At 59.6% G+C, this 25,060-nt stretch carries 17 protein-coding genes; 11 read left to right on the top strand and 6 right to left on the bottom strand.

Going from position 1 to position 25,060, the window contains the following annotated elements; translation table 11 throughout:
• The 9 genes from EKD05_RS26350 to EKD05_RS13065 all read left to right on the top strand — a co-directional run.
• Positions 1–2,265 (top strand): cohesin domain-containing protein (locus EKD05_RS26350; RefSeq protein WP_205703939.1); only part of this gene is annotated, 2,265 nt, incomplete at its 5' end.
• A 239-nt stretch (positions 2,266–2,504) separates the two neighbouring features.
• Positions 2,505–3,386 carry a pyridoxal 5'-phosphate synthase lyase subunit PdxS gene (pdxS, locus tag EKD05_RS13100; protein WP_129673411.1) on the top strand — a complete coding sequence of 294 codons (882 nt, stop codon included), beginning with the start codon at positions 2,505–2,507 and terminating at the stop codon, positions 3,384–3,386.
• A gap of 28 nt (positions 3,387–3,414) precedes the next feature.
• Positions 3,415–3,987: a pyridoxal 5'-phosphate synthase glutaminase subunit PdxT gene (gene pdxT / locus EKD05_RS13095; RefSeq protein ID WP_129673409.1), complete on the top strand. Its 573-nt coding sequence runs from the start codon at positions 3,415–3,417 to the stop codon at positions 3,985–3,987.
• A 47-nt stretch (positions 3,988–4,034) separates the two neighbouring features.
• Positions 4,035–5,018: a hypothetical protein gene (locus tag EKD05_RS13090; RefSeq protein ID WP_129673407.1), complete on the top strand. Its 984-nt coding sequence runs from the start codon at positions 4,035–4,037 to the stop codon at positions 5,016–5,018.
• Positions 5,019–5,026: 8 nt separating this feature from the next.
• Complete coding sequence (locus EKD05_RS13085) at positions 5,027–6,742, top strand: R3H domain-containing nucleic acid-binding protein (protein WP_129673405.1); 1,716 nt, start codon at positions 5,027–5,029, stop codon at positions 6,740–6,742.
• A 189-nt stretch (positions 6,743–6,931) separates the two neighbouring features.
• Positions 6,932–7,627 (top strand): dTMP kinase, encoded by a 696-nt coding sequence (gene tmk, locus EKD05_RS13080; RefSeq protein ID WP_129673403.1) that lies wholly within the window; start codon positions 6,932–6,934, stop codon positions 7,625–7,627.
• Positions 7,624–7,956, top strand: coding sequence for a cyclic-di-AMP receptor (locus EKD05_RS13075; RefSeq protein ID WP_097652499.1), 333 nt, complete (start codon positions 7,624–7,626; stop codon positions 7,954–7,956). Before tmk ends, EKD05_RS13075 begins: the two co-directional genes overlap by 4 nt.
• Positions 7,957–8,484, top strand: coding sequence for a zinc ribbon domain-containing protein (locus EKD05_RS13070; protein WP_129673401.1), 528 nt, complete (start codon positions 7,957–7,959; stop codon positions 8,482–8,484).
• Positions 8,481–9,464, top strand: a complete 984-nt coding sequence (locus tag EKD05_RS13065) for a P1 family peptidase (protein WP_129673399.1) — start codon at positions 8,481–8,483, stop codon at positions 9,462–9,464. Before EKD05_RS13070 ends, EKD05_RS13065 begins: the two co-directional genes overlap by 4 nt.
• Positions 9,465–9,587: 123 nt before the next feature.
• Here the strand turns inward: EKD05_RS13065 and EKD05_RS13060 are convergent, their stop codons facing one another.
• The 6 genes from EKD05_RS13060 to EKD05_RS13035 form a co-directional block, all read right to left on the bottom strand.
• Positions 9,588–10,235, bottom strand: a complete 648-nt coding sequence (locus tag EKD05_RS13060) for a response regulator transcription factor (protein WP_129673397.1) — start codon at positions 10,233–10,235, stop codon at positions 9,588–9,590.
• A 307-nt stretch (positions 10,236–10,542) separates the two neighbouring features.
• Positions 10,543–12,669 carry a histidine kinase gene (locus EKD05_RS13055; RefSeq protein WP_129673395.1) on the bottom strand — a complete coding sequence of 709 codons (2,127 nt, stop codon included), beginning with the start codon at positions 12,667–12,669 and terminating at the stop codon, positions 10,543–10,545.
• Between the two features lie 16 nt (positions 12,670–12,685).
• A complete protein-coding gene (locus EKD05_RS13050; protein ID WP_129673393.1) occupies positions 12,686–13,078 on the bottom strand; it encodes a hypothetical protein in 393 nt (130 codons plus the stop codon).
• A gap of 160 nt (positions 13,079–13,238) precedes the next feature.
• Positions 13,239–16,430, bottom strand: coding sequence for a DEAD/DEAH box helicase (locus tag EKD05_RS13045; protein ID WP_129673391.1), 3,192 nt, complete (start codon positions 16,428–16,430; stop codon positions 13,239–13,241).
• 164 nt (positions 16,431–16,594) lie between these two features.
• Positions 16,595–21,004, bottom strand: coding sequence for an IPT/TIG domain-containing protein (locus EKD05_RS13040; protein WP_129673389.1), 4,410 nt, complete (start codon positions 21,002–21,004; stop codon positions 16,595–16,597).
• Between the two features lie 197 nt (positions 21,005–21,201).
• Positions 21,202–22,389, bottom strand: a complete 1,188-nt coding sequence (locus tag EKD05_RS13035) for an acyl-CoA dehydrogenase family protein (RefSeq protein WP_129673387.1) — start codon at positions 22,387–22,389, stop codon at positions 21,202–21,204.
• Between the two features lie 533 nt (positions 22,390–22,922).
• On the opposite strand from EKD05_RS13035, the gene EKD05_RS13030 reads away from it, so the two are divergent.
• Together EKD05_RS13030 and EKD05_RS13025 are read left to right on the top strand one after the other, a co-directional pair.
• Positions 22,923–23,690, top strand: coding sequence for an ABC transporter ATP-binding protein (locus EKD05_RS13030; RefSeq protein ID WP_129673385.1), 768 nt, complete (start codon positions 22,923–22,925; stop codon positions 23,688–23,690).
• Between the two features lie 427 nt (positions 23,691–24,117).
• Positions 24,118–24,996, top strand: coding sequence for a zinc metalloprotease HtpX (locus EKD05_RS13025; RefSeq protein WP_129673383.1), 879 nt, complete (start codon positions 24,118–24,120; stop codon positions 24,994–24,996).
• Positions 24,997–25,060: the final 64 nt, after the last annotated feature.

Here is a 25,060-nt window from a genome sequence, read left to right as displayed (position 1 = left end):
GCGCCACCAACCGCGACGCCGACCGCGCCACCAACCGCGACGCCGACCGCGCCACCAACCGCGCCACCAACCGCGCCACCAACCGCGACGCCGACCGCGCCACCAACCGCGCCACCAACCGCGCCACCAACCGCGACGCCAACCTTGACCGCGACGCCAACCCCGACCAGTTCACCAACAGCGACGTCAACGCAATTGCCAACCGCAACACCGTTGCCCGAAGCTCAAATAATGCTACGCCTGAACCCCTCAACGCTGACGCTTGCTGCCGGGTCAACGATCACCGTGACGATCGAAGCAGTGGCAGGGTCACGCATGGTTGACGGTGTTGCCGCGTTCCTCGATTTTGATCCCAGCAAGGTTGCCATTTTGAAGGTTGAACCAGGCTCGGCGCTGCCTGTGCGCCTCTTGAGTCAGGTGAATACTACCGAAGGTACCCTGGATCTGGTTGTGGGTGCGCTACAGGCTCCTTTCCCGAGTGGTACGTTTGTTGTGGGGACGTTTGTCTTGCAAGCCCTCAATGATGAAGGCACAACTGAGCTCACCTTTAATCTGGGTGAGCCATCGCTCTTGCGGCAGAGTGATCTTACCTATGCTGGAACCTCGTTGCTTGAGACTACCCGTGGCTTGACGGTTCAGCTTGTATCATCGCCACTTCCCACGGCGACCGCAACCGCAAGCCCGACCGCAACCGCAAGCCCGACCGCAACCGCGAGCCCGACCGCAACTGCGAGCCCGACCGCAACCGCAAGCCCGACCGCAACCCGTGTCCCTATCCGCACCCCGACCGCAAGCCCCACCCCGACCCCGCGTCCCATCGAGCTCGCCATCAGTCAAGTGGCGGTCTCGTCCGCATGGGCCGACTGGCGTGGCTCCTATCTCAATGACAATGCGCTCCACACCGCCTGGAGCAGTACCATCCATACCGAGCATCTGGTCGGGAGCGAGTGGGTCGCGGTGGTACTGGCCCAACCGACCCAGGTTGATCGCGTGCGCTTCACCCCGCGTGCCGGCCCTGATGATCGCTCGCTGGGCTTCCCCAAAGACTTTGTGCTGCAGTATGCGGTGACGGATGCCAATCACACGTGTGACCCTCGCGATCCACGCTTTACTGACGTGGGCAACTGGCGGCCCCTGGTCACGCGGTTTGGTTATCCGCAACCGAGCAACCAGCCCGTTGACTTCGCCTTTTCCGCACGCTCGCTCGGCTGTGTGCGCCTCTTTGGGGCCGAACTGAGTCAGGATGACTATGGGAACCGCTTTCTCCAACTCGCCGAGATGACGCTCTTTATTGGTCAACGGGCCTTGACGCTCCGCGAAGCGGCGGCCTCGTCAACCTGGGCTGACTGGAGTGTTGCCCGTTTGCATGATGGTAGCCCTCAATCTGCCTGGAGCAGTGGTATCCATACCGAGCATCTGGCAAGTAGTGAGTGGGCTGCCGTGGTGCTAACGCAACCCGGCCAGGTTGACCGCGTGCGGCTCGTGCCTCGCGCAGGCCCCGATAACCTCTCACTCGGTTTCCCCAAAGACTTTGTGCTGCAATATGCGGTGACGGATGCCAATTACACGTGTGACCCCCGCGACCCGCGTTTCACCGATGTGGGCAACTGGCGGCCTCTGGTCACCCGTTTCGGCTATCCCCAACCGAGCAACCAACCCATCGACTTCACCTTTGCCCCTCGGACGCTCGGCTGTGTCCGGCTTTTCGGGGCCGAACTCAGTCAAGACGACTATGGCAATCGCTTTCTCCAACTCGCCGAAGTCACGGTCTTTGATGGTGAACACGCCCTGGCCCGGCGTGAGGCCACGGCCTCGTCCACCTGGGCCGACTGGAGTCCCGAACTCCTTCGGGATGGTAATTCCCAGACAGCCTGGAGCAGTGGCATCCATACCGAGCATCTGGCGAGTAGTGAGTGGGCCGCCGTGGTGCTGGCCCAACCGACCCAGGTTGGCCAGGTACGCCTGAGCCCGCGGGCCGGCCCAGACGATCGCTCGCTGGGTTTTCCCCAAGACTTCGTGCTGCAGTATGCGGTGACGGATGCCACCCACACCTGTGACCCCCGCGACCCGCGTTTCACCGACGTCGGCAACTGGCGGCCCTTGGTCACGCGGTTTGGGTATCCGCAACCGAGCAACCAGCCGATCACCTTCGCCATTGCCCCCCGCACCCTCGGCTGTGTCCGGCTTCTTGGCACCGAACTCAGTCAGGACGACTATGGCAACCGTTTTCTGCAACTCGCCGAGATTGACCTGCTTACGAGGTAACAGGCAAGCCTGGAAGCGAGGGCGCCTTGCTTCAAACAGGCCGTGCGGTAGAACCCTTCTCCTGGGCGCGAGGGCGTCGCGCCCTCGCGCCCAGGAGAAGGGTTCTACCTATTTTTTGCCTCGCATTGCCCCGCATGTTGGCTTATGGTAAAATATTCTATGCAACAAAGCATAGGCGTGACGAGTCAGCGCAAGAGTGTGCTGATAGTTCGCCCGAAATAAAGACAGAGGTGAGCGGAATGGAAAAGTCTACCTGGACGACCAAGGTAGGCCTGGCCCAGATGCTGAAGGGCGGCGTGATTATGGATGTGGTCACGCCTGAACAGGCGCGCATTGCCGAAGAGGCCGGTGCAGTTGCGGTGATGGCGCTCGAGCGCGTCCCCGCTGATATTCGTGCCCAGGGTGGCGTTGCGCGGATGAGTGACCCCGAGTTGATCGTGGCGATCAAAGAGGCTGTGACCATTCCGGTGATGGCGAAGGCTCGGATTGGACATTTTGTTGAAGCACAGGTGCTCGAAGCGCTCGGCATTGATTATATTGATGAGAGCGAAGTGCTGACCCCCGCCGATGAAGAGCATCATATCAATAAGCATAAGTTCAACATCCCCTTTGTTTGCGGCTGCCGCAATATTGGTGAGGGTCTGCGGCGTGTGGCCGAGGGTGCCGCGATGCTCCGTACCAAGGGTGAAGCCGGTACCGGCAATGTTGTCGAAGCCGTGCGCCACGCTCGGGCTGTCTATGGCGAGATCCGTCGCTTGCAGAGTATGGGCGAAGATGAGCTCTTTGTCTATGCTAAAGAGATCCAGGCCCCTTATGAGCTCGTGCGCCAAGTCGCTGAGACGGGCCGCATGCCGGTGGTCAATTTTGCCGCCGGTGGCATTGCAACCCCTGCTGATGCAGCCCTGATGATGCAACTCGGGGTTGATGGCGTCTTTGTTGGTTCGGGCATCTTCAAGAGTGGCAATCCGATGCAGCGGGCGCGGGCGATTGTTGAGGCGACGACCCATTACAATGATCCCGAGATTATTGCGCATGTGAGCAAGGGCCTCGGTGAGGCGATGGTTGGGATCGAGATCAGCAAAATCCCTGCCGAGCAGTTGATGGCGCAGCGCGGGTGGTAGTCGCTTTGCAGAGGGTAGTGGGTTCTGTATGCCAGTAGGGGTCCTCGCCCTTCAGGGTGATTTTCGTGAACACGCTGCGGTGCTGCATCAGCTTGGTGCAGCACCGGTTGAGGTTCGCTTGCCTCGCCAGCTTGCCGGAGTCAGTCATTTGATTATTCCCGGTGGCGAGAGTACAACCATCGGTCGGTTGCTCGATCGCTATGAGATGCTCGAGCCGATTCGCGCACGCGCTGGGCACGATCTGGCGATCTGGGGGACGTGCGCCGGGGCGATTCTGCTCGCCCGTCAGGTGCTCGATGTCAAAAAGGGTGGCCAGCCGACCCTTGCTGTGATGGATATTACGGTTCGTCGTAATGCCTACGGTAGTCAGCTTGATAGTTTTGAGACTCTTTTGCCGATCCCTTTGCTCGGTGAGCCGCCACTTCGCGGGGTCTTTATCCGTGCCCCTCAGATCGAGATGGTTGGCAAAGAGGTGGAGGTGCTCGCGCGTTTGGAAGACGGTGCGATTGTCGCGGCTCGTCAGGGTCGCTTGCTGGTGACGACGTTTCATCCCGAATTGGCCGCTGATGATCGTGTGCATCGCTATTTTCTGGAGTTGTAGCCAGTGCGTGTTGCTCGCCACTCTACTTACTCACGCTGTAGTATTTTATGATACGCTCAGTCGCGCCCGCCGATCTCTGGTCACTGAGGCGCAAGCCCCGCCATCACGTGTTGCTCTTTACTGAACATTTGCTTGCGCAGTCACATCGGCCTGCCTGGTTTGCCTTGCGGTGCATGCTGCAGGGCAATGGCCGTGACATGAGTACCGTTACCTATCAGGAACGGGGGGGCAATGCGGTGCTGCAGGCGAGTGGGCGCAGTGGCCGCCCCGAGCAGGATATTGTCTATCTTGCGACGAATGGCCCCCGTATGGCCCGCTTGCCCAGTGATTACGAGCTCTGGTATCGCTTGCTCGAACGCATCTGTGTGCATGCGGGCTACCATCAGATCCAGCGCCTCTACGCGGCCCCGCCTGCTCACTTTGGTGAGTTGCGCGAGATCTTCCGCCAGATTGGCTTTCAAGCCTATGCGCATGCGACCATTCTGCAACTCTCGGGGCCTGATTGGAACCAGGGCACGAGCCTTGCCCCTATGCGCGTCCAGTCGCGCCGCGATCACTGGGCGATCCATAAGCTCTATGGCGCGACAACACCCCCGCCGGTGCAACAGGCCGAGGTGCGCAATGCGCGCAATTGGGCGCTGACGCAACGGTGGAGTAGCGTCCGCGTACGAGCTTGGGTGCTGGGGCCTGATGATGATTTGGCGGCGTATCTGCGCATGGTCAGTGGCCCTGGCGCCCATGTCTTCAGTCTCTTGATTCGCCCCGATGCCCGCGATCTGGCGGTTGATGTGTTGCGTTTTGGGCTTGCTCAGTTGATTGATAATCGCCCCGTCTATCTGTTACTGCGTGAGTACCAGGGCGAGTTGCTTGCTCCCGTCGAGGGGCTTGGCTTTGAGGTGTTTGATGAGCAGACCTTGCTTGTGAAACATACTGTGATCCCTGTGCGGCGCCCTTTGCTTGTTCCGTCGTTGGAGCCTGGTCTTGAGGTACAGATGCCTGTGCCCCGCATTGCTGCACCCAGAGAGGACTGAAGATACTTATGTCACAGCACCACGAGGTGACGAACGATATTGACCTGTTGCTTGCGACGTTGCCCCCCCATATTACCGAGGCGTTGTTGCAAAGTGAAGAGGCTTCCGCTGATCTGCTCGAGATTGTGATGGATCTCGGCCGCTTGCCCGAGGCTCGGTATCGCCAGAAGGAGCTCTTTCTGAGCGACCGTGAGGTGACCCAGGCCGAGATTGATGCGGTGACGGCCCGCATCGGTACCTTTGGCGAAGATAATCGCGCCGGTATTCCACGTACCCTCCATCGTATTTCGGCGATCCGTAATCGCCAAGAGCGCGTCATTGGTCTGACCTGCCGCGTTGGGCGTGCGGTGTTTGGGACGGTGACGATTATTCGTGATCTGGTTGAAAGTGGCAAGAGCATTCTCTTGCTCGGCAAGCCCGGTACCGGTAAGACGACGTTGCTCCGCGAGACGGCCCGGGTGCTCGCCGATGAGTTCCGTAAGCGGGTCGTGATTGTTGATACCTCGAATGAGATCGCGGGCGATGGCGATATTCCCCATCCGGGCATCGGCCGCGCTCGACGGATGCAGGTGCCTAGCCCGGCGCGCCAGCACGCGGTGATGATCGAGGCGGTCGAAAATCATATGCCCGAGGTGATCGTCATTGATGAGATTGGTACCGAGCTTGAGGCGATGGCCGCTCGTACCATCGCTGAACGCGGTGTGCAACTTGTTGGCACGGCCCACGGTAATACACTCGATAACCTGATGGTCAATCCGACCCTCTCTGATCTCGTTGGTGGGATCCAGGCCGTGACCCTCGGCGACGATGAGGCCCGGCGACGCGGTACGCAAAAGACGGTGCTCGAGCGCAAGGCCCCCCCGACCTTCGATGTGCTGGTCGAGATCCAGAGCTGGGATCAGGTGACGGTGTATGATGATGTGGCTGCGGCTGTCGATGCGATTCTGCGCGGCGAAGATCCGCCCGCCGAGGCTCGCTCACGTGATGCCGATGGCGAAGTCAAGTCGGTTGCTGTGCGCCGTGAGGTGATCGATGCGCCCGCTCTTGGTCGGCGCACTGGGGGTATGCGTGAGCGTGCCGGTGAGCGCATGGGGGGCCGTGGCGGGCGAGCAGGCTTTGGTGAATTGATGGGTACCGCTGGCCCGCGCTTGCGTGAGCGTACCGGGGCCTCGCCGAGTGTGCCTGGTGCCGTCAACAATCCGGGAACCTCGGCGGCGAGCCAGATACCAACCCAGCGCATCTTTCCGTTTGGGGTCAGCCGGAATCGCCTCGAAACGGCAATTGAACGTCTGCGGGTGCCGGCGGTGATTGTGCGTGATATGCACGATGCGACCCTGGTGATGACCCTCAAAAACTATTATCGCCAGAGTGCGCAACGTCTCCGCCAAGCTGAAGAACAGGGTGTGCCCGTCTATGTCTTGCGCAATAATACGATCACCCAAATGGAACGCCAATTGGCTCTCGTCTTCAACCTCCGCGACGGTGACTACGATGAGACGGCTGGCTCTGGACGCCGTGGTGATGAGAGTAGTATCGTTGAAGAAGCATTACTTGAGGTCGAGCAAGCGATTACCCAGGTGATGAATGGCGAAGAGATGATGGTCGAACTCGCCCCGCGAAGTAGCTATATTCGCAAATTGCAACACCAGATGGCTGATCGGTACAATTTGCGCTCCGAGAGCCGCGGCGAAGAGGCGAATCGGCGAGTGAAGATCTTTCGCTGAGCCTTCTGCTCACGCGAAGACACGAAGGGTTCGCTCACCTACGCGAAAAACGTTGCGCCTTTGCGCCTTTGCGTCAAAACAATCGCCTTCTTTGCAACGGATTGGTCTTAGGTGGGTTTTGTTTCTTATTGCTCATGCGTAGGGTATAATAGGAGCGTGGGCAAGCTTTGAGTGAGATGGTGCAGCAAGATGGGTGTCTTTATCACCTTTGAGGGGCCTGAAGGAAGTGGCAAGAGTACCCAGGCACGGTTGCTTTATGAGCGCCTCCAGGCGCAGGGCTATCCCGTGATCCTGACTCGTGAACCAGGTGGCACACGCATTGGTGAGATGATCCGTCGTATTTTGATTGATCTGCGCCATACCGAGATGGCCCCGACAACCGAGACGTTGCTCTTTTCGGCAGCACGGGCGCAACTGGTCAGTGAGCTTATTCGCCCCTATTTGAAGACCGGGGGCATTGTTCTGTGCGACCGCTATGCTGACTCGACGTTTGCCTATCAGGGGTACGGCCTCGGGCGTGATCTCGAAGAGTTGCACCTGATTACGGGGGTTGCGACCGGCGGTTTGCTGCCCGATCTGACATTGTATCTTGACCTTGATGTCGAAGCGGGGTTGCAACGCAAACGGATTGCCCGTGACCGTACGCTTGAAGTGGCGCATCCAGGCTCAACCTTTGCAACCCCGCCTGAGTGGAATCGTCTCGATGCCCGCGATCTGGCGTATCATCAGCGCGTCGCCGCTGGCTTTGCCGAGTTGATGCGCCGTGAACCGGCGCGCTGGCGCCGCCTTGAGGCCGAACAGTCGCTTGAGCAACTTGCTGAACAGATTGCGGCTGAAGTTGAGCCGCTTGTCCAGCGTGTTGCGCGTCTGGAGTCATACGGATGAAGTTGATCCTTGCTATCATTCAACATCAGGATGCGTCGAATCTTGTTGATGCGTTGAACGAAGAGGGCTATCGAGTGACCCGCCTCAGTAGCCAGGGTGGTTTTTTGCGCGAAGGCAATGTGACGTTGATGCTCAGTGTTGAGGATGCCCATCTTGATCACGTGATTGGGGTCGTGCGTGAGCATTGTTCCACCCGCACTCGCTATGTCTCGCCTATGCCTCCCATTGCCGAGTCGGGTGAGTTCTATCCCCCTGCGCCGCTTGAGGTTCAGGTGGGTGGGGCGACTATTTTTGTGCTCAACGCTGAAGTAGATAGGCTGCAAGCATAGATGGAAGTTATTCAGGATTTTTTTGCGAATCTTGTGCCCCTGTTGCAGGTGGGCGGGGTGATCCTTGGGGCCTACCTCGCCCTCTTGTGGGCTGCGTCTGTGCTCTGGGCATATCGTGATATTCGCCGCCGCAGCGATGATGTCTCCGTCCAGGTGCTCGCGGTGGCGCTTGTCTTGCTCTTGCCTTTTGGTGGCCTTGTGCTCCATCTTGTCCTCCGCCCCCCTCAGACGATCGCCGAGAAGTATGAACGGGAACTTGAGCAAGAGTATCTGCGCCGCGATATTGAAGAGAAGTATGTCTGCCCCGAGTGCCAACGCCCCGTTGAACCCGATTTTATTCTGTGTCCCCATTGTCAGGCGCATCTCCGCCGTCGCTGCCCCGGCTGCGATCGGGTGGTTGATCTGACTTGGAGCGTCTGCCCCTATTGTACCTACGATGGTTCGACCGCTGGCTCGCGTGAGGCGGCGACCCTCGTTGGCCCCTCCTATCCTGTGCTTGCTCAGTCCGATGAGGTGCCGCGCCGATGATTACGGCTGTCACTGGGTTGACGGTGGGCCATGCCCACGATCTTGAGGCGTTGACCGGGGTGACGGTCATCTTGACCCCCGCCGGGGCTGTCGGGGGGGTTGATGTGCGCGGCGGTGCCCCTGGTACCCGCGAGACGGATTTGCTCGTTCCTGAGGCGATGGTTGATCAGGTGCATGCCATTGCCTTGTGCGGCGGCAGTGCCTTTGGCCTTGCGGCGGTGACCGGGGTGGTTCAGTGGCTCGCTGAACATGGCTATGGCTTCGAGACGGGCGTTGCGCGTGTGCCGATTGTGCCGGCTGCGGTGCTCTTTGATCTAGCGCTCGGACGCGCTGATCGTTTCCCTGACGCTGCGATGGGTTATGCTGCCTGTGTCAATGCGAGCACCCTCGTTGCCGAAGGTTGTGTCGGTGCCGGGGCCGGGGCTTCGGTCGGCAAAGCGCTTGGCATGACTGCGGCGATGAAGAGTGGCCTCGGCACTGCGAGCGAAATCCTCCCCGATGGCACGGTCGTCGGCGCTCTCGTGGCCGTCAATGCCTACGGCGATGTCTGGCGCGATCCGGTGGCAAGCCGTACGCCTGGTGGTACGGTGCAACTCGCCGGGGTCCGTGATCGCGCGAACGGTGGTCTGCTCAGCACGATGGATCTGCTGCGTGATCCGCGCTTTCAGCCCGCGTTTGGTGGCAGTCAGCGTGATGCGCTGGGCAATACGACGCTTGCCGTCGTTGCAACTGATGCCCGGCTCAGCAAAGCCGAAGCACGCAAACTGGCGCAGATGGCCCAGGATGGCCTGGCCCGCACGATTCGCCCAATCCACACGCCTTTTGATGGCGATACCGTCTTTGCGCTTGCGACGGCGCAACGCCCCGCCCCACCAATGGTGATGCTGGGCAGCCTTGCCGCCGATGTGCTCGCCTGTGCCGTCGAACGAGCCGTTTTGATGGCGCGTTCGGCCGGTGGCTTGCCGAGTGCCTCCCTCTAACCAGCCGTCACTCCCAGGAGATAAGGCGGGTTATTTGACGCAAAGGCGCTGAGGCGCAGAGGTTTGAGGGATCGGCATGGGCAGTTCGGCTATTTCCTATTTTCTAGCTCCTAAATCCTTGGCTTAGCTTCCAAGCCCGGCGTCGCGGGCTTTGACAATCGCCTGCGCACGGTCGCTGACCTGCAGTTTGTTGAGCATATTGCTCACATGGTTGCGGATCGTCTTGAGGCTCAGATGGAGGCGCTGGGCGATGGCTTCGTTGGTATGGCCCCGCGCCAGCAACGCCAGGATCTCACGCTCCCGCTCGGTCAGTTCTGGGAAGATCGCGGCCAGGGTATTGGTGTGGCTATGCTTGAAGTATTGGATCATGCGTTGGGCAATCGCCGGGCTAAAGATGGCTTCACCACAACTGACGGCGGTTACCGCACGGATCAGTTCGTCGTGGCGGGCATCCTTCAGCAAGTAGCCGCGTGCCCCAGCGCGCATGGCCGCAAAGACTGATTCGTCATCGTCAAACATTGTCACCATCAACACGGCAATATGCGGGCTTGTGCGCAGAATCGTACGCGTCGCTTCAATCCCGTTCAACCCTGGCATTTTGATATCCATCAAGATCAGATCGGGCTGCAGCGACGCCGCCAGGGTAATCGCCGCCTCTCCGGTGACGGCCTCTCCTACTACTTCGGCATTGGGCATCAACGCGAGCATAGCCCGCACGCCTTCACGATAGAACGTGTGATCATCGGCGATCAGGATGCGTAGGCTTTCCATAAGGCTTTCCTCTTGTTCGATCAGTAGTGTGTAACGCACGTTTTCTGCTCTCGGGCTTGGTTTCGACAAGCTCAGCCAACGGCGGACGATGGGCGTTGCGCACAGACGGAGGCTGAGCCTGTCGAAGCCCCCGTTGGGATCAAGAAACTTACGTTACAGACCACTCATTAGTGTGTGAACGAAGTTTTCCGGTGTCGTTGGCCGACCACGAATGGGGGCCACGAATAAACGAATGGCGCAGGGGCAGCCCATATTCGTTTATTCGTGCTCAGTATTCGTGGTCGGCGGTGCTACCAGAACACTTCGTTCACGGACGAAGCAGCGGAACCATGGCCTGAATCGCTGTGCCAGTGCCGGGCTGTGATGTGACGGTGAGTTTGCCCCCGATCTCTTCGGCTCGTTCGTGCATCGAGCGCAAGCCAATGCCGACCAGACTGTTGGCATGCATCCCGCGTCCATTGTCTTCAATGCTTAGATGGAGCCAGTACGGTGGTTGTTGGCGGTGTTCGACCTGGTCAGTTTGATCAGTTGTTACCAGGCTGATGCGAAGTGTACACGTTGTCGCCCCAGCATGACGGATCACGTTGGTCACGGCTTCGACGGCGATACGGTAGAGCGTTGTTTCAACGGCAGCAGATAGCACTGGGAGGCTGCTCGGAGCCTCGAAACAGAGGTTGATGTTCGTAGCGGCGATCCGTTCGGTCTCGATGCGGATCGCTTCGCTCATGCCGTATTGATCAAGAATGGGTGGACGAAGCGTGTAGGCGAGACGGCGAATATCAGTCACCAGCACACGCACTTGATCCTCTAGTTCGCCAAGCAGTTGCTGGCTGCGTTCGGTGTCGTGCGGCATGAGGGCCGTTGCGAGGCCAATGCGTTGCGCCACGCTCGCCAGGGTTGGCCCGATGCCATCGTGCAGATCGCGCCGAATACGGCGACGCTCTTCTTCACGGGCGCTGATGATGCGCTCGCGTGAGCGCTGGAGATCACGGGTGAGTTGTAGGTTGTGCAGTGCGCTGCCAGCCTGCCTGGCCAGATCACTCAAGAGGCGCAATTCGTCGGTGCGAAAGCTTACCTCACCTGAACGTGGTGCGACGATGAGTTGACCAAGCACCTGACCATGGTGGATCATCGCAAAGTGTTGCCTCGCAGCGAGGTTGTCGTTTGCGCCATCGCTTGATGCGAGCCGATAGGCGGCCAGGATCTCGTCGGGCGATCCATCCGGACCCTGCTGGGCAATCGCAACAAAGGGTAGTTTGAGGGTCGTCGCCACCGTTGTGACAATCGTGGTCAGCATCGCCTCCGGCTCTAGGGTCTGTTCAAGTTGTTGGCCCAGGCTTGTCAAGACCTTGTAGGGTTCGTGGCGCGCACCGTAGATCAAGCGATCAACGTGATCCTGCAACCAGCGACGCAACGGTTGGAAGAGCACGGCAATAATGCCGGTGGCAAGCAACGAAAAGAGCAGACTGCCTTCATCTTGAAAAACAGAGCTAAGGCTCGTGACAATGCCGATGTAGGTTGCAATCACAAAGAGCGTCAGGGCACCATGCACCAGGGCTCGATTGACGATAATTTCAAGATCAAAGAGGCGATAGCGTAGAATCGCTACGGCCAAACAGAGCGGTAGCAACGCCATCCCGACCGCCTGAAGCGCGGGACGTCCGACCCAGTAAGCCTCGCCAAGCAGGCTGATGCCGAGGCCAAAATGGATGACTTGCAAACCGTAATAGCCAATGCCGCCGAGCACCGCCGCGATCAAGCCCGCAGCGACCCACCAGGTCTGACGACGCTGAATGGGATCATCAATGCGGAGATAGCGCAGCGTCAGCGCGATGATGCCGGTACTAAACCAGCCAACGCCAACCAGCAGCGATGCCACGGGGGTTGCGCGCCAGGTTGGTCCATAAATCGTATTGAAGGGCAGATCAGGTAAAAGCAACCAGGCAACATTGGCCCCAATCCAGATAACAGCCAGGGGGCGGGTCCATTGCGGCACAAAACGTCCGTCAGGAAAGACATAGAGCAGGATCAACGCAAAGATCATCTCGAGCGAGCGCAGCACCAGCACGGGCCAGTGCCAGAGCTGCGCACTGGTGCTATGCTCAGGCAGAATAAGCGCATTGGTGAGACTTGTCTCGACGGCCCCGAGCAAGATCAGGGTAATGGCGAGCACGAGTGCCATCGGTTCTTGCGGTCGTTTCCAGGTGACCAGCAGTGCCGTCACAAAAAAGACCAGGGCAAGCCCAATCTCCAGCGCAAGGATTGCGCCCATCGAGGGCGCAATCCAGGGACTAGCGGTTAGCTCGTTGCGTCGCGCAGGGATCCCGGCAAACGTCAGACTGATCGCGAGTGGAACCACACCCAGCCAGCCAACCCAGGCCATTGCCAGGCTGAGCGATCTTCTCTGTGGCGCTGTGATGTTGCGACTGCGCATGCATGTTCCAACATGACTATGCTGGTTGAGCTTGTTGGGTGCGAAAAGCTTGCCGCGACGCTGGGAGAAGCAGAAGAATGATGATGACCAGGCTGCTGACAACTCCGATCAGCGCTGCAACCTGTAATTCTCGGGTTGGGGCAAACGCCAGGCCTGGCGCAGCACTAAGCAGGCCAATACTCATCAAGACGATAGTCAAAATCACAGCCCAGCGCCGCATCGTCCAAAGGCCATAGCCTGCCACGATGCTGAGCAGGCCAATCACATAGGCCAAGAAGACGACCACCGGTGGGATAATCTCGGCACCGGCTGGCAGACCACCGAGGACAACGGTCAGCAAGTCGCGCAACTGGGTGTAGATCAGCAGCGTGATGGCGGCAACCAGGGTCCAGGGACGAGCAGTAGACATACAGGTGCTCCTTTCAAGCGAGAGAACGGGCTCTTTCTTTGACGTGGTGGTGATAGAAGCCAGTCTAGCTTGTCGTCTTCCCGTCGGCGAGAGGCACGCGTCCCGACGCATCGGGAACCTGGGCCGACGCATTCTGGTTGTTGCTCATTGGTGCCGAGTGCTACGTAAACAAGACCTCCACATCGTCGCGGGTGAGCGATTTGAAGACGCCGCCTTCCGAAGAGATCAGTTGGGAGACAAGGGCACGTTTCTGCTCTTGGAGCTTGAGGATCTTCTCTTCGACCGTATCGCGAGTGATCAGTTTGTAGACAAAGACCGGGCGCGTTTGTCCGATGCGGTGGGTGCGGTCGGTCGCTTGCATCTCGACGGCCGGATTCCACCAGGGATCAACGTGGATCACATAGTCGGCAGCGGTCAGGTTGAGCCCGACGCCCCCGGCTTTGAGGCTGATCAGGAAGAAGGGCAGATCGTCGGATTGCTGAAAGCGGTCAACAACACTCTGGCGATCGCGGGTGGAGCCGTCAAGATAAGCGTACGGGATCTTGCGGTCATCGAGGCCCTGGCGGATCAGGGTGAGCATCTGCACGAACTGCGAAAAGACGAGCGCTTTGTGTCCCTCGGCCTTGAGCGTTTCGAGAGTTTGCAGCAGTACCTCAAATTTGGCCGACTGCCCGCGGAACTTCGCATCAACCAGGCGCGGATGGTTGCAAATCTGACGGAGCCGCAACAGGCCCTCGAGGATCTTCATGCGGGCATCATTGAGCCCATCATTATCAATTAGGCCAAGCAACAGCGCACGATAGTGGTCACGGGTCTTATTATAGAGCTTGCGTTGCGCCGCTTCCATCTCGACGATGACCAGTTCCTCGGTGCGCGGGGGCAGATCGAGCGCGACCTGCTCTTTGGTACGGCGGAGGATGAAGGGATAGACCATCTTGCGGAGGAAGGTCGCCGTCTCGCCATCCTGTTTGCGTTCGATCGGATTGGCAAACTCCTCACGAAAATAGTCAAGATTGCCGAGCAACCCCGGGTTGAGAAAAGCAAACTGCGACCAGAGTTCCAGCGTACTATTCTCGACGGGCGTTCCCGTCAGGACGAGGCGATGTTCCGCCTTAAGCGTCCGTGCGGCGCGTGACGTCTCGGCGAGCGGATTTTTGATCGCCTGCGATTCGTCGAGGATCAGATAGTGAAACATGTACGAACGGAGCAATTCCGCATCACGGAGCATCACGCCGTAGGTGGTCAACACGAGATCATACTCGCCAAACCGCTCAGGCTCGCTGATGCGGCCCTGGTCGGCGTGGACATAGACGCGAAGACCGGGCGCAAAGAGGCTAGCCTCACGTTGCCAGTTGAAGAGCAGCGAACGTGGCATCACGATCAGCGTCGCCGCAGGGCGCGGCTCCTGCTCATAGAGTGACTGGAGGAACGCGAGCGTGATAATCGTCTTGCCCATCCCCATATCATCGGCGAGGCAGCCACCAAAGCCATAGTCGCGCAAGAAATGGAGCCAATCATAGCCGGCTTTTTGATAGGGGCGCAGTTCGCCCACAAAACCACCGGGCAAGGCGCGTGGCTCGAGGCGCTCGAAACTCCGCAGGCGCTCGCGGCGTTCGGCAAAGGCGGCATCAGTCTGGGCACGGTCAGCCTCACTCAGCACCTGATCGAGCAACCCGAGGTGATGCGACGAGAGCCGCATGCCGTCGTCGCGCTCTTCGGCGAAAGCAAAGAGATGCCGATAACGCTCGATCCACTCCTCGGGAATCGCCCCGAGCGACCCGTCGGCCAACTTGACATAACGATCACGCCGTTTCATCGCCCGTTTGAATTCTTTGAGCGAGAGTTCCTGATCGCCAAAAGTAATCACGGCCTCGACATCGAACCAATCGATGCCCGAGCTAACATTGAAGCTAATCGAAGGGCGATGGCGATTCACGCGGGCCGAGGTGAGGGCATCTTCACCAAAGACGGTAAAACCGGCGGCAGCGAGTTTGGGCACATCACGCAGCAAAAAATCAACCGGGGCGACCGACTTGCGCAGCGCAAACTCGTGCGCATTCGAGCCGCGTTTGAGGCCAAAACTGGCCCCGAGTTGTTGCTGGGCCATATGTTCGGCAATCGCATTGCGCCGAATGCGGGCGAAGGTTGTCGTCTGCTCGACGCGGGTCACCGTCTCGATCGGCGTTTGCTTCTCGAAGGGGACCTCGCACGCGCCATAGCCAAAGCGCAATTCGGCGACCAACTCACCCTCACGTTCCGCGAGATAAATCCGCGGCTCAGGTTCAGCCTCAACCTCTTCCCACTGCACCACATCGCCGCGCACGGGCACCGTCCGGCTGAGCGGAATGAGATAACTATCGAGGAACTCGGCCTCATCTTTGGCTGGAATGCGCAGGCGGGGATGCTCGGTCATTAAATCGGGGGCAGGGCCAAATTCATTGATCCGGAAGATATACTCATCAGCGAGCATCCACTGCGGATCACGGGTCAAAATATGGGCTTGGCCCGGGCGCAAGACAATGCTCTGCGTATCAAGCGAGGCGCGAAACGTTGCCTCGATGGCGTCGCTGTGCCTAGTCACCTCAAGTTCAACGGTAGCCGGATGCTCTTGAACATAGAGGCGTCCCAGGCTCAGCGGGGCCACATCAGTGCCGGCATAGATCAGGCCCCCCCCGAGCATTGCTAAAAGGGTGCCGAGCGTTTTGGTGCCGGTGTACCAGTAGCCGTAACTATTGCTCGCCGTAATCGCGGTATTGGCGGCGGCAATGATGGGAACTGGCACCAGAGGGTAACTATCGGGATTGATCTGACTACGGATCATCTTGACCTGCTCGGCCAGTTTGTCTTGCTCGATCGCCTGGGCAACGCGGTCAGGGTTGCCTTCATGATCAGGGGGAAGGAAGCGCCCATTGAGGCTATATGGCAGCAGAGCCCAGCTCTGACCGCGTTCTTGTAGGCTAAAGAGGATCACATTGTTCAAGGCAGCGGTAGTTGTGCGGCGGGGGGGCGCGTGAATAGCGCGGTCAAGCACGGCGCGCCAGACCGAAGGAGGATTGGCCTGCAGATAGTCGCGCAGGGTCAGCACGCCGGCTACACGATGCTTGCAGAGGCCCCAGCCATATTGGGTGCGTGCGCTTGTATTGACATAAATCTGGTTGCCTGCAAGATTCACCGTCACATAGACCAACTCTTTGCCAGGCTCTTCCACCTCTAATTTCGCGGAAAGGTGGGTACTCTCGATAACCCGCGCAGCCCCACGGTCATATAATTCACGCCCAGCTTTGACCGTCGTGGGGTGGGTATTCTTGAGCAAATAGTCAATCGGTAACGTCTCAGCCGTCAAGAGCAACATAGACTACCTTGATCAATGCATATCAGTGGCACATCCCTTCCACTATACTCTTAGCGGTGCAAGTCGTCAAATAGTATGGGTTGTGTACGTGTTCGCATTTGGGGTAACAGGCACGCCTAAGAGCACGGGCAGGACGCCCGCGCTCCCAGGAGAAGGGTGAACGCTTATCGACGGAGCATGGGGAGATAGATGCGATTCACAGACGTTGCAGGCGCCAGCAAATTCGATAGGCCACCGCCAGGGCCGGGATTGTAGACGCCTACCAGTGCGTCGGGGGCAGCTAGTTCGTCGGCAGGAGCGGTTCCCCGGAGCGTGTCGGCGTTGATCCAGCTTGTTGGGACGGTGCGCCCATTAAACATCACTTCTGCATCGGGCGCAAAGTTACGCCCATGGACGGCTAAAGTCGTACCTGTGAGCGATGCCGAGTCAAGCGTCGGCACCAGATTGTGTACTTCAAACGGTAGGCCATCACCCGGTGCAGCCTCGAACCCTGGGTTGGCCGCCGTTACCATGAAGATGCCCGCAGTCGTTAATTGCTCGGTCGGCACCACGGCGCTCAGTTGGCTGGCACTTACGACGGTTGTCGACAGAGGCGCACCGTTGAACAAGGCTGTGGCACCGGTTGTAAAGCCCTCCCCGGTGATCGTGAGGGTCAGATCGCTGTTGCCGACGCTGGTAAACGTGGGATTGACATGAATGGCGCGACCGGGATCGCCGAGGGCGGTATCAGCCCATGTGGCGGGTTCATCCCATGTGGCTGCCTCTGGCCAGGTGTAGTGATCGCTCGCAGCGGTGACACCGCCCTGAGCGGCGATGAGGGCTACGGCTCGCTCAAGATCGCCGATCGCAGTTGCCTCAATGCGCAGTTCGGCGCTCCAGTAGTCGTCCTCGACCACAACCCGCGCTTCGAGGCCACCTGGCCCCGCTGCGGCGAATCCGTTGCCGTCGCCACGATGGGTAAAGAAGCTGCTGTCCTCAAAGACCTGAAACTCGACATCGTCGGTCTGTGGTGCGCCACCGTCACCGTTGCCGTCGATGCGCACGCCGACAAAGCTGCCCGAGTTACCTGATTCGGCGCGATTGAGTCCAGCGAAGCACGCCCAGAGTTGCCCACCAGATCGTAGTAACAGGGCACTGCCGCGGCCTCCATCGGCATATGTAGCGAGACTCAGGTGGAATGCGTCGGCATATGCTACGTCGTCACACTCGCCGTCGAGCATTGGTGGGTTGCCCTGCGGGATCTGCAGCGGCGCAACATTGAAGCTGATTGCGGTGGATGTCTCGAGGCCATTGCTGTCGCGGGCAAGCAGGGTCAACGTGTGTCTTCCCGGTGCCGGGGCGCTCACCAGGCGCTCAGCACCACTGCCCAGGTCTTGCCCGTCAAGTTGCCAGCGCAGGGCTGCACCTTCCAGGATGCCATCCTCGGCATCCGAAGCCGTACCACGCAACGCCAGCAGCGTACCCGCCGGGATGCTCTGACCGGGAGTTGGGGCCAGAATCAGCGGCGCTGGGGCGCGCTGCGGTGTCTGCACCGCTACTGGCGCGGAAAGCGTTGTATGGTATCCATCACTTGCGATCACCCGGAACAATGCCTCGTCGCTGCCGGGCAAATCGCTGATGTTGTTCAGCACCAACGTCTCTTCATCACCGGCCAGGTCGGGCTGATCGACCCGGATCGCACGCCAGGTTACGCCCTTGTCGTGACTGTACTGGATCGTGTAGCGCAGCGGGTCGCCGTCAGGATCACTGGCGCGCCAACGCATGGTCAGGCTGTCACCGAGGCTTGCCCCGCTCGTTGGGGCCGTGATCGCCACGGTTGGTGCGCCGGCACCGATTGTCGCGACAGCGAGCATTGTTTCGCCTGCACGCAACTCGATCCGTGCCACCGTCCCGGTAGGGGCCGGAAACGTAAGCGTGAAGATCTGGGCACCCTCTTCCGCATCAGCTAACGGCTCAGGATTAACCACATGCGTTGCAAGCATGGTGCCATCGGGATCGATCAAGTCTAGGGTGTAACCCTCTGCGGCAAGGGCGATCGGTGCTGCATCACGCCGCCATTTCGCCCGCATCTCTGCGCTGACTGCGGCCTCAGGTATCACCCAGGCACTGCTGATCGTACCTGTATTGTTGCTCGGAAGAATCGTCCCGCCGATCAGGACGGTGTCGCCTGTGGCGGCAAGCGCAGGTGCAGGCGCACGCAATGCAGCGCCGTTCGGGATCTCGTTCATGAGGCCGTTCCAGGTAAAGTCACTGATCCAGCGCGGCAGCGGTACCTCCAGATTATGTGCGTACGACATCAGATCGCCGGCCTGCGTCGGCAACACTACCTCGAAGCGACTGGTGCCAGACAGGTTGATAAAGGCGTAGTGCCGATCAGCGTTGTTGTCGAAATCAAGTTGGCAGGTTGGATACGGGTAACCCGCCGCATTGGCCGGATTGCCCGTCGGGCAATCGACGTGACGACGACCATAGTTGTGACCGAGTTCGTGCGCTAGTGTTGGTGCCGTTCGCATACGCCAGCCGGCGCTGAGATCGCCCGAGGGCAGGCGGAAGAAGAGTTGATCACCGCCCAATCGTCCCGATCCATTCAGATCGCCGGGGGTATCGCCAGCAACAACGCCAACATAGTGCGTCCGGGCGCGTGCCTCATCACACTGGTCGGGATCGTCAGAGAGTTGATCCCGCGTCCAGAGTGACAGCAAAATCTTGTCCTTATCCTCTGGAAGTTCATACGGGCCGAACTTCCAGGGCGGGACACCAAAACGCGCCTCGGTTTCGGCAAGATCCTCGTTCTGCGCGAACACCCAGATGTTTGCGGCCGGCAGGATGCGACGAGCGGTTTCAATGGCAAGATTGTGGGCAGGGCCGAACATCGCTGCGGGAGTCGCGGTACGCACCGGGATGAAGACGGCGCAAATCGGCGCTTTGCGTACAAAGGTGAAGCTGCGGGCGGGCGTTCGGTTGTTGTTCGCATCCGGATCGAAGCGGCGCTGCCCAGGATCGATCACTCCACTCAACAGGATTGTTCCGCTTTTTGTCCAGCTCGTCGGCAATTCAAACACCCAACCCGCCTCTGGGTCGGCACGGTTGGAGCCGTCATTGCCGGGGAGCAGCGCTTGATTGCCGTCGATCGGACGCAGTGGCGAGCCAGGTAGGGCCGCGCCACCGACTGTATTTCCATACAAAACGGCATCGGCGGCGGCAAGGCGTGGGCCGGTTTTGACCCGGCCAAAGAAGCGGACATAGGTCGGTTTGTCGGCGACGAGTGGCACATCGTTGGCCGGACTCTGAATACTCTGCACAACTTCAAGTGCCTGGGCCTCTTGATCCCAACTTACCGCCGGGGCATCGGCACGAATCCGAGCGATCGTTCGCAGCCCGGTCGAGGTGCGGACGGCGACAAAGTAGACCCAGCCGTTGGCGACGAAGACTGGCGGGGTGTCGGTGATGCCGTAGGCACCGTTCAGGCAATCGGAACAGGCGATCGGTTGCGGCGTGTCAAAGGGATTTGCGCCGAAGACCGATTGATCCAGGTTGTACTTCATCAGGTAACTGGAATAGCCGCTATCGGGGTAGCAGGTACCTTGCACACAGGTCTGGCGGCCGATAATGAAAAACAGGTACCTACCACCGACTGCCATCGGCCCACTTACCGTGTTCGCCCCAATGTTGGCGGTGTACAAGGTGCTGATGCTGCACGAGGTGCCGAGCACATTCGATACGCAGCTCTCGCCCTTGATATTTGGGCCGGCGGCGTAGGGGCTGGTATTCACGCTGCCGATCGAGCGCGGCGAGGCCCAGAGCGGGGTGGTCAGTTGACCCAGGCTCGGGCCGATCTTGGTAGCGTTCACCAGATGTGCGCCGTTATCGAGGCCGAGATCGCGAGCGGTGCAGTCGCCATAGCGACAATCTTTGCGCAGTTCGTAGACCCGGCCACCAGAGAACCAGTAGAGGTAGGGGCCGCTGACGGTGAGGTTGCGCGCGTCGGTGCCACTGCGCCCGATAGACTCAACCGGATCGTCATAACGCGGGTCATCGCTCCAGACGGCTGTGCGGGGCACGACGAACATGTCACCGTTGGCGACCCAGTAGAGCTGATCGCCGTCGAGGGTCATGGCGGTAGCGCCAGCCTGCGCTGCGGTGGTAACGGTCACAGCGTTGAATGGATCGGCAATGCTATGACGGTAGATGCGATCGTTGATCCAGTAGTAGAACCCACTTTCGTCGGCGATGGCGTGGGGAATCGTCTCCCCGCTACAGGGCGGCGCGGTGGTCAGGGTGAGGGGAAACCCGCCGCGCAGATTCCAGCGGCGCAGATACGTTTCTGCCGTCGGTGTGGCTGCCGGGCCGGTCGAAGGGCATTTCCACCAGTAGAGGAAGCCCCCACCAACGACAAAGCGACTCACACCCGTCATCAATCCGGTAAACTCGCTCCGATCTTCTAGAAACTCAACTGGCGATCCGCCCTGAGCGACGGGTGCGGCATCGACAGGCCGGATCGATGCCTGGGCTGGAATGATGAGTATGCATAGCAGGACAAATGAGAAGATCTGCCGCAGTCTCTGGTCGCGCATACGGTTACTCCTGGCTCAACCTGTTTCGAGGGTAGGCTGGATGTAACGCTATCACAACGCATTCCCGGTTGCGTGAGGCAGATGTCCCGAGTCGGTGGGAAGTTCACTTGACGACTTGGTGAAGGCGGGCGGCAATAAGGCTGGTGGTATTGGCACGGTGGGACGGCCAAGCCGTCCCACCGCGCCAGAGGTGATGCTTATACGAAGGCTTGCAAGCCGGTGATCTCGCGGCCGACGACGAGCGAGTTGATCTCGTTGGTGCCTTCGTAGGTGTACACGGCTTCCATATCGGCGAAGTGGCGGGCGAGGTGGTGTTCGAGCAAGATGCCGTTGCCGCCGAGCAATTCGCGCCCCAGGGCGACGACGTTGCGGGCCCGGGCGGCGCACTGCTGTTTGGCAAGCGAGGCCATGCCTTCGGTGACCTGGTTGGGGTCTTCATCAAGCAGGCGGCTGAGCCGCCAGGCCATCAGTTGGGCCGCCGTCAGATCGCCAAGCATCACCACCAGTTTTTGCTGGACGAGCTGGAATGAGGCAATTGGGCGACCAAACTGCTCACGTTGCAACGCATACGCTCGGGCCAGTTCAAAGGCGGCCAGGGCATGCCCAACGGCTTCCCAGGCGACCCCGTAGCGTGTTGCCTTGAGGATCTGCGCCGTGTCGCGGAACGAACGCGCCCCCGGCAGACGATTCGCTTCGGGGATTTCGACGTTGGTCATGGTGATCGCCGCATTTTTCAGCGGGCGCTTGGCAATTTTGCCACCGATCACTTTCGTTTCGAAGCCGGGTGTTCCATGCTCCACTAGGAACCCACCGACTTTGCCGGTCGCTTCATCATTGGCCCAGACGACAACCACATCGGCAAACGAGGCGTTGCCGATCCAGCGTTTGGCCCCGTTCAAAACATACCGATCCCCGACACGGCGCGCCGTGCTCCGAATATGGCTCGCATCTGAGCCAACCTCGGGCTCGGTCAACGCAAAGGCCCCGATGAGTTCGAGGCGCGCCATCGCCGGCAACCAGCGCTGTTTCTGCTCTTCGGAACCACAGAAGGCCAGCGCTTGCATCGCCAGACCGCTGGTGACGCCCAAAAACGTCTCGACGCTCCCATCGCCCCGCGAAAGCTCCATCGCGCCGATGCCCACGGCCACATGGCTCAGCCCCGGACAGCCATAGCCCTTGATCGTACCCCCGGCGAGGCCCAGCGCGGCCAGGCCGGGAACCAGTTCAAACGGAAATTCGGCCCGCTCCCAATAATCGGCAATGATCGGAATGACCGCCTCATCGCAGAAGGCGCGGACGCGCTCACGTACCGCACGCTCATCAGGCGTCAATAGCCCGTCAAGATGAAAAAAATCCAGTTCGCGCTCGAATGTCGCCATTGCCATTGAGGGTTTCTCCATAGTAAGCCAAGATGGTTCCAAAGATTGCCGTGCGCCAGGCTGCGGTGGAAAGACGTTCCAGATCGAGGCGCATACTCCACTTACATTATGACGCACTGCGTAATAAAGCATACCACAAACCATGGCCTTTGCGCAAGCAAGCGCTTGTTTTATCGGGGCTGATGCAAAGTCCTCCTGATCATCCGCAGATGACGCAGATGCGGACGCTCTAAATCTGCGTCATCTGCGTCATCTGCGGACTTTATCGAACCCTCCTGGGACTTTGCACTAGGGCGATTGCATCTTCCTGCCGTGGCCGTGAACGGCTCGGCTCCTGGACAGCAAAGGCCACCTGCGTGGCCTCCTCCAGCCGGCGCAGGCCGGCTTTGCCCTGCGTAGCCGAGGCGTTTACGCCGACGGTATGGGCGGATGCGCGCGATCCGCGAGCAGAGCGGCCCCACGAACGGAAGATGCAATCGCCCTAGACTTTGCACCAGCCCTGCTTGTGCTATCAGATAGCGTGTGTTAGCATTACAGGTATGACAACGCTGATCCTTGATTCAATTACAAAAACGTATCCTTCTGAACATACACTTGTTCATGCGCTTGAAGATGTCCATTTGGAAGTTCAGGCGGGTGAGTTTGTCAGCCTGGTCGGGCCGAGTGGCTGCGGCAAGAGCACGCTCTTTAATCTGGTGGCCGGGCTCGAGCGCCCTGACGCCGGGCGGATTCTGCTTGATGGCAAGGAGATTACCGGGCAGCGGGGTCTGGTTGCGTATATGCCGCAACGCGACGCTCTGCTACCGTGGCGTAGTGTGATCGAGAATGCCGTGCTGGCGACGGTTGTCCAGGGGGGCGACGTTGCCGCAGCGCGCCGCGAAGCCGAGGCATTGCTAGCCCCCTTTGGCCTGACCGGTTTTGCCGACACGCGCCCTGCGGCCCTCTCGGGTGGCATGCGCCAGCGCGTTGCCCTGCTACGCACCGTGCTCTGGCACCGCCCCGTGATGCTGCTCGACGAGCCCTTTGGCGCACTTGATGCCCTCACGCGGGCCACCCTGCAACAGTGGCTCTTGCAACTCTGGGCGACGCTTGACCGCACGATCATCATGGTGACGCATGATATTGACGAGGCGCTTCTGCTCTCGGATCGCATCTATGCCTTTTCGCCCCGCCCCGGGCGCGTGCTGCTTGACCTGACGGTCGATCTGCCCCGCCCCCGCGACTTTGCCGTGACCAACCACCCCCGTTTCCTCGCCCTGCGCGAACAACTCCGCGCTGTCTTATTGCAAGGTCAACCTCTTCCCTAATGTAATTTTCCCCTCTGCAAGGGGTATTCACTCTCTGTGCAGATGCTTTGCAAAACGGTATGCTTGTTATGAGCGTGTGGTCACGTAACCTGAAGCCTTTCTAGTCTGTGAATGAAGTTTTCTGGCGTCGTTCGCCGACCACGAATGGGGCCACGATAAACGAATACCGCACCGCAACGCCCCTCTTCGGTTATTCGTGATCAGCATTCGTGGTCGGCGGCGCGACCAGACATTTTTTGTTACAGACTAATGGCTGGTGAGTAACAAAAGTTTTCTGCTCTAGGGCTTGGCTTCGACAAGCTCAGCCAACGGCAGACGATGGGCATTGTGAACGGACGGAGGCCGAGCTTGTCGAAGCCCCCGTTGGGATCAAGAAACGTAGGTTCGACACCACGTAGCCTAACCAAAAAGGAGTAAAATAAAACAGATGCAGATGTGGAATACGTTCAAAACAGGGATATTGCTGGCCGGGTTGACTGGTCTCTTTGTTGTCATTGGTGGTCTGCTCGGTGGGCAGTTTGGGATGATCATCGCATTGGTCTTTGCCGTGGCGATGAATATGGGCGCCTGGTGGTTCTCGGATAAGCTGGCGCTCAAGATGAGCGGGGCACGCGAAGTTACCCCCGAAGAGGCACCCGAGTTGCACGACATGGTCGCGATGCTCTCGATCCGTGCCGAGATTCCCAAGCCGCGGGTCTATATGATCGAGACCGACACGCCCAATGCGTTTGCGACCGGACGTGATCCGGCGCACGGTGCCGTGGCGGTCACGACTGGCATCGAGCGTCTGTTGACCCGTGATGAGCTTGCTGGCGTGATTGCGCACGAGCTTGCGCACATCAAGCACCGCGATACGCTCATTTCGAGCATCGCGGCCTCGATTGCCGGTGCGGTGACGATGATCGCCGATATGGCGATGTGGAGCATGATCTTCTCAAGCTTTAGCAGTGACGATGGCGAGGAGAGTGGCGGGCTGGCCGAGATGTTCAGTGGCGTGTTGATGATGGTGCTGGCACCCATTGCCGCTATGATCATCCAGATGGCAATTTCACGTTCGCGTGAGTACCTGGCCGACGAGGGTGGTGCCAATATCCTTGGCGACGCCCTGCCCCTGGCAAGTGCGCTCGAAAAGCTCGAGTGGGCGGCTGGTCGCGTACCAATGCAAGCGAGTCCGGCGACCTCGCACCTCTACATCATCAACCCGATCGTCGGTGGTCTTGGCAACCTCTTCCGCACGCACCCGCAGACCGAAGAGCGCATTGCGCGCCTGCGGGCAATGGCTTCACGCAACCCGATGATCGCGTAGGTCTGGCGTTTCGCCCCGGCTTCTATCTGATGGGCGGGTATGGGTGGCTTTTGCCACCCATACC

The organism is Candidatus Chloroploca sp. Khr17 (assembly GCF_004138165.1).
Taxonomy (GTDB): domain Bacteria; phylum Chloroflexota; class Chloroflexia; order Chloroflexales; family Chloroflexaceae; genus Chloroploca.
Note: the sequence above shows the minus strand (reverse complement) of the source record. Positions and strands in the feature narration are given on the sequence as shown.

What these genes read in the sequence shown, in the direction of transcription:
- pdxS (WP_129673411.1), top strand. Translation starts at nt 2,505, where the DNA reads ATGGAAAAGTCTACCTGGACGACCAAGGTAGGCCTGGCCCAGATGCTG.
- pdxT (WP_129673409.1), top strand. Translation starts at nt 3,415, where the DNA reads ATGCCAGTAGGGGTCCTCGCCCTTCAGGGTGATTTTCGTGAACACGCT.
- EKD05_RS13090 (WP_129673407.1), top strand. Translation starts at nt 4,035, where the DNA reads ATGATACGCTCAGTCGCGCCCGCCGATCTCTGGTCACTGAGGCGCAAG.
- EKD05_RS13085 (WP_129673405.1), top strand. Translation starts at nt 5,027, where the DNA reads ATGTCACAGCACCACGAGGTGACGAACGATATTGACCTGTTGCTTGCG.
- tmk (WP_129673403.1), top strand. Translation starts at nt 6,932, where the DNA reads ATGGGTGTCTTTATCACCTTTGAGGGGCCTGAAGGAAGTGGCAAGAGT.
- EKD05_RS13075 (WP_097652499.1), top strand. Translation starts at nt 7,624, where the DNA reads ATGAAGTTGATCCTTGCTATCATTCAACATCAGGATGCGTCGAATCTT.
- EKD05_RS13070 (WP_129673401.1), top strand. Translation starts at nt 7,957, where the DNA reads ATGGAAGTTATTCAGGATTTTTTTGCGAATCTTGTGCCCCTGTTGCAG.
- EKD05_RS13065 (WP_129673399.1), top strand. Translation starts at nt 8,481, where the DNA reads ATGATTACGGCTGTCACTGGGTTGACGGTGGGCCATGCCCACGATCTT.
- EKD05_RS13060 (WP_129673397.1), bottom strand. Translation starts at nt 10,235, where the DNA reads ATGGAAAGCCTACGCATCCTGATCGCCGATGATCACACGTTCTATCGT.
- EKD05_RS13055 (WP_129673395.1), bottom strand. Translation starts at nt 12,669, where the DNA reads ATGCGCAGTCGCAACATCACAGCGCCACAGAGAAGATCGCTCAGCCTG.
- EKD05_RS13050 (WP_129673393.1), bottom strand. Translation starts at nt 13,078, where the DNA reads ATGTCTACTGCTCGTCCCTGGACCCTGGTTGCCGCCATCACGCTGCTG.
- EKD05_RS13045 (WP_129673391.1), bottom strand. Translation starts at nt 16,430, where the DNA reads ATGTTGCTCTTGACGGCTGAGACGTTACCGATTGACTATTTGCTCAAG.
- EKD05_RS13040 (WP_129673389.1), bottom strand. Translation starts at nt 21,004, where the DNA reads ATGCGCGACCAGAGACTGCGGCAGATCTTCTCATTTGTCCTGCTATGC.
- EKD05_RS13035 (WP_129673387.1), bottom strand. Translation starts at nt 22,389, where the DNA reads ATGGCAATGGCGACATTCGAGCGCGAACTGGATTTTTTTCATCTTGAC.
- EKD05_RS13030 (WP_129673385.1), top strand. Translation starts at nt 22,923, where the DNA reads ATGACAACGCTGATCCTTGATTCAATTACAAAAACGTATCCTTCTGAA.
- EKD05_RS13025 (WP_129673383.1), top strand. Translation starts at nt 24,118, where the DNA reads ATGCAGATGTGGAATACGTTCAAAACAGGGATATTGCTGGCCGGGTTG.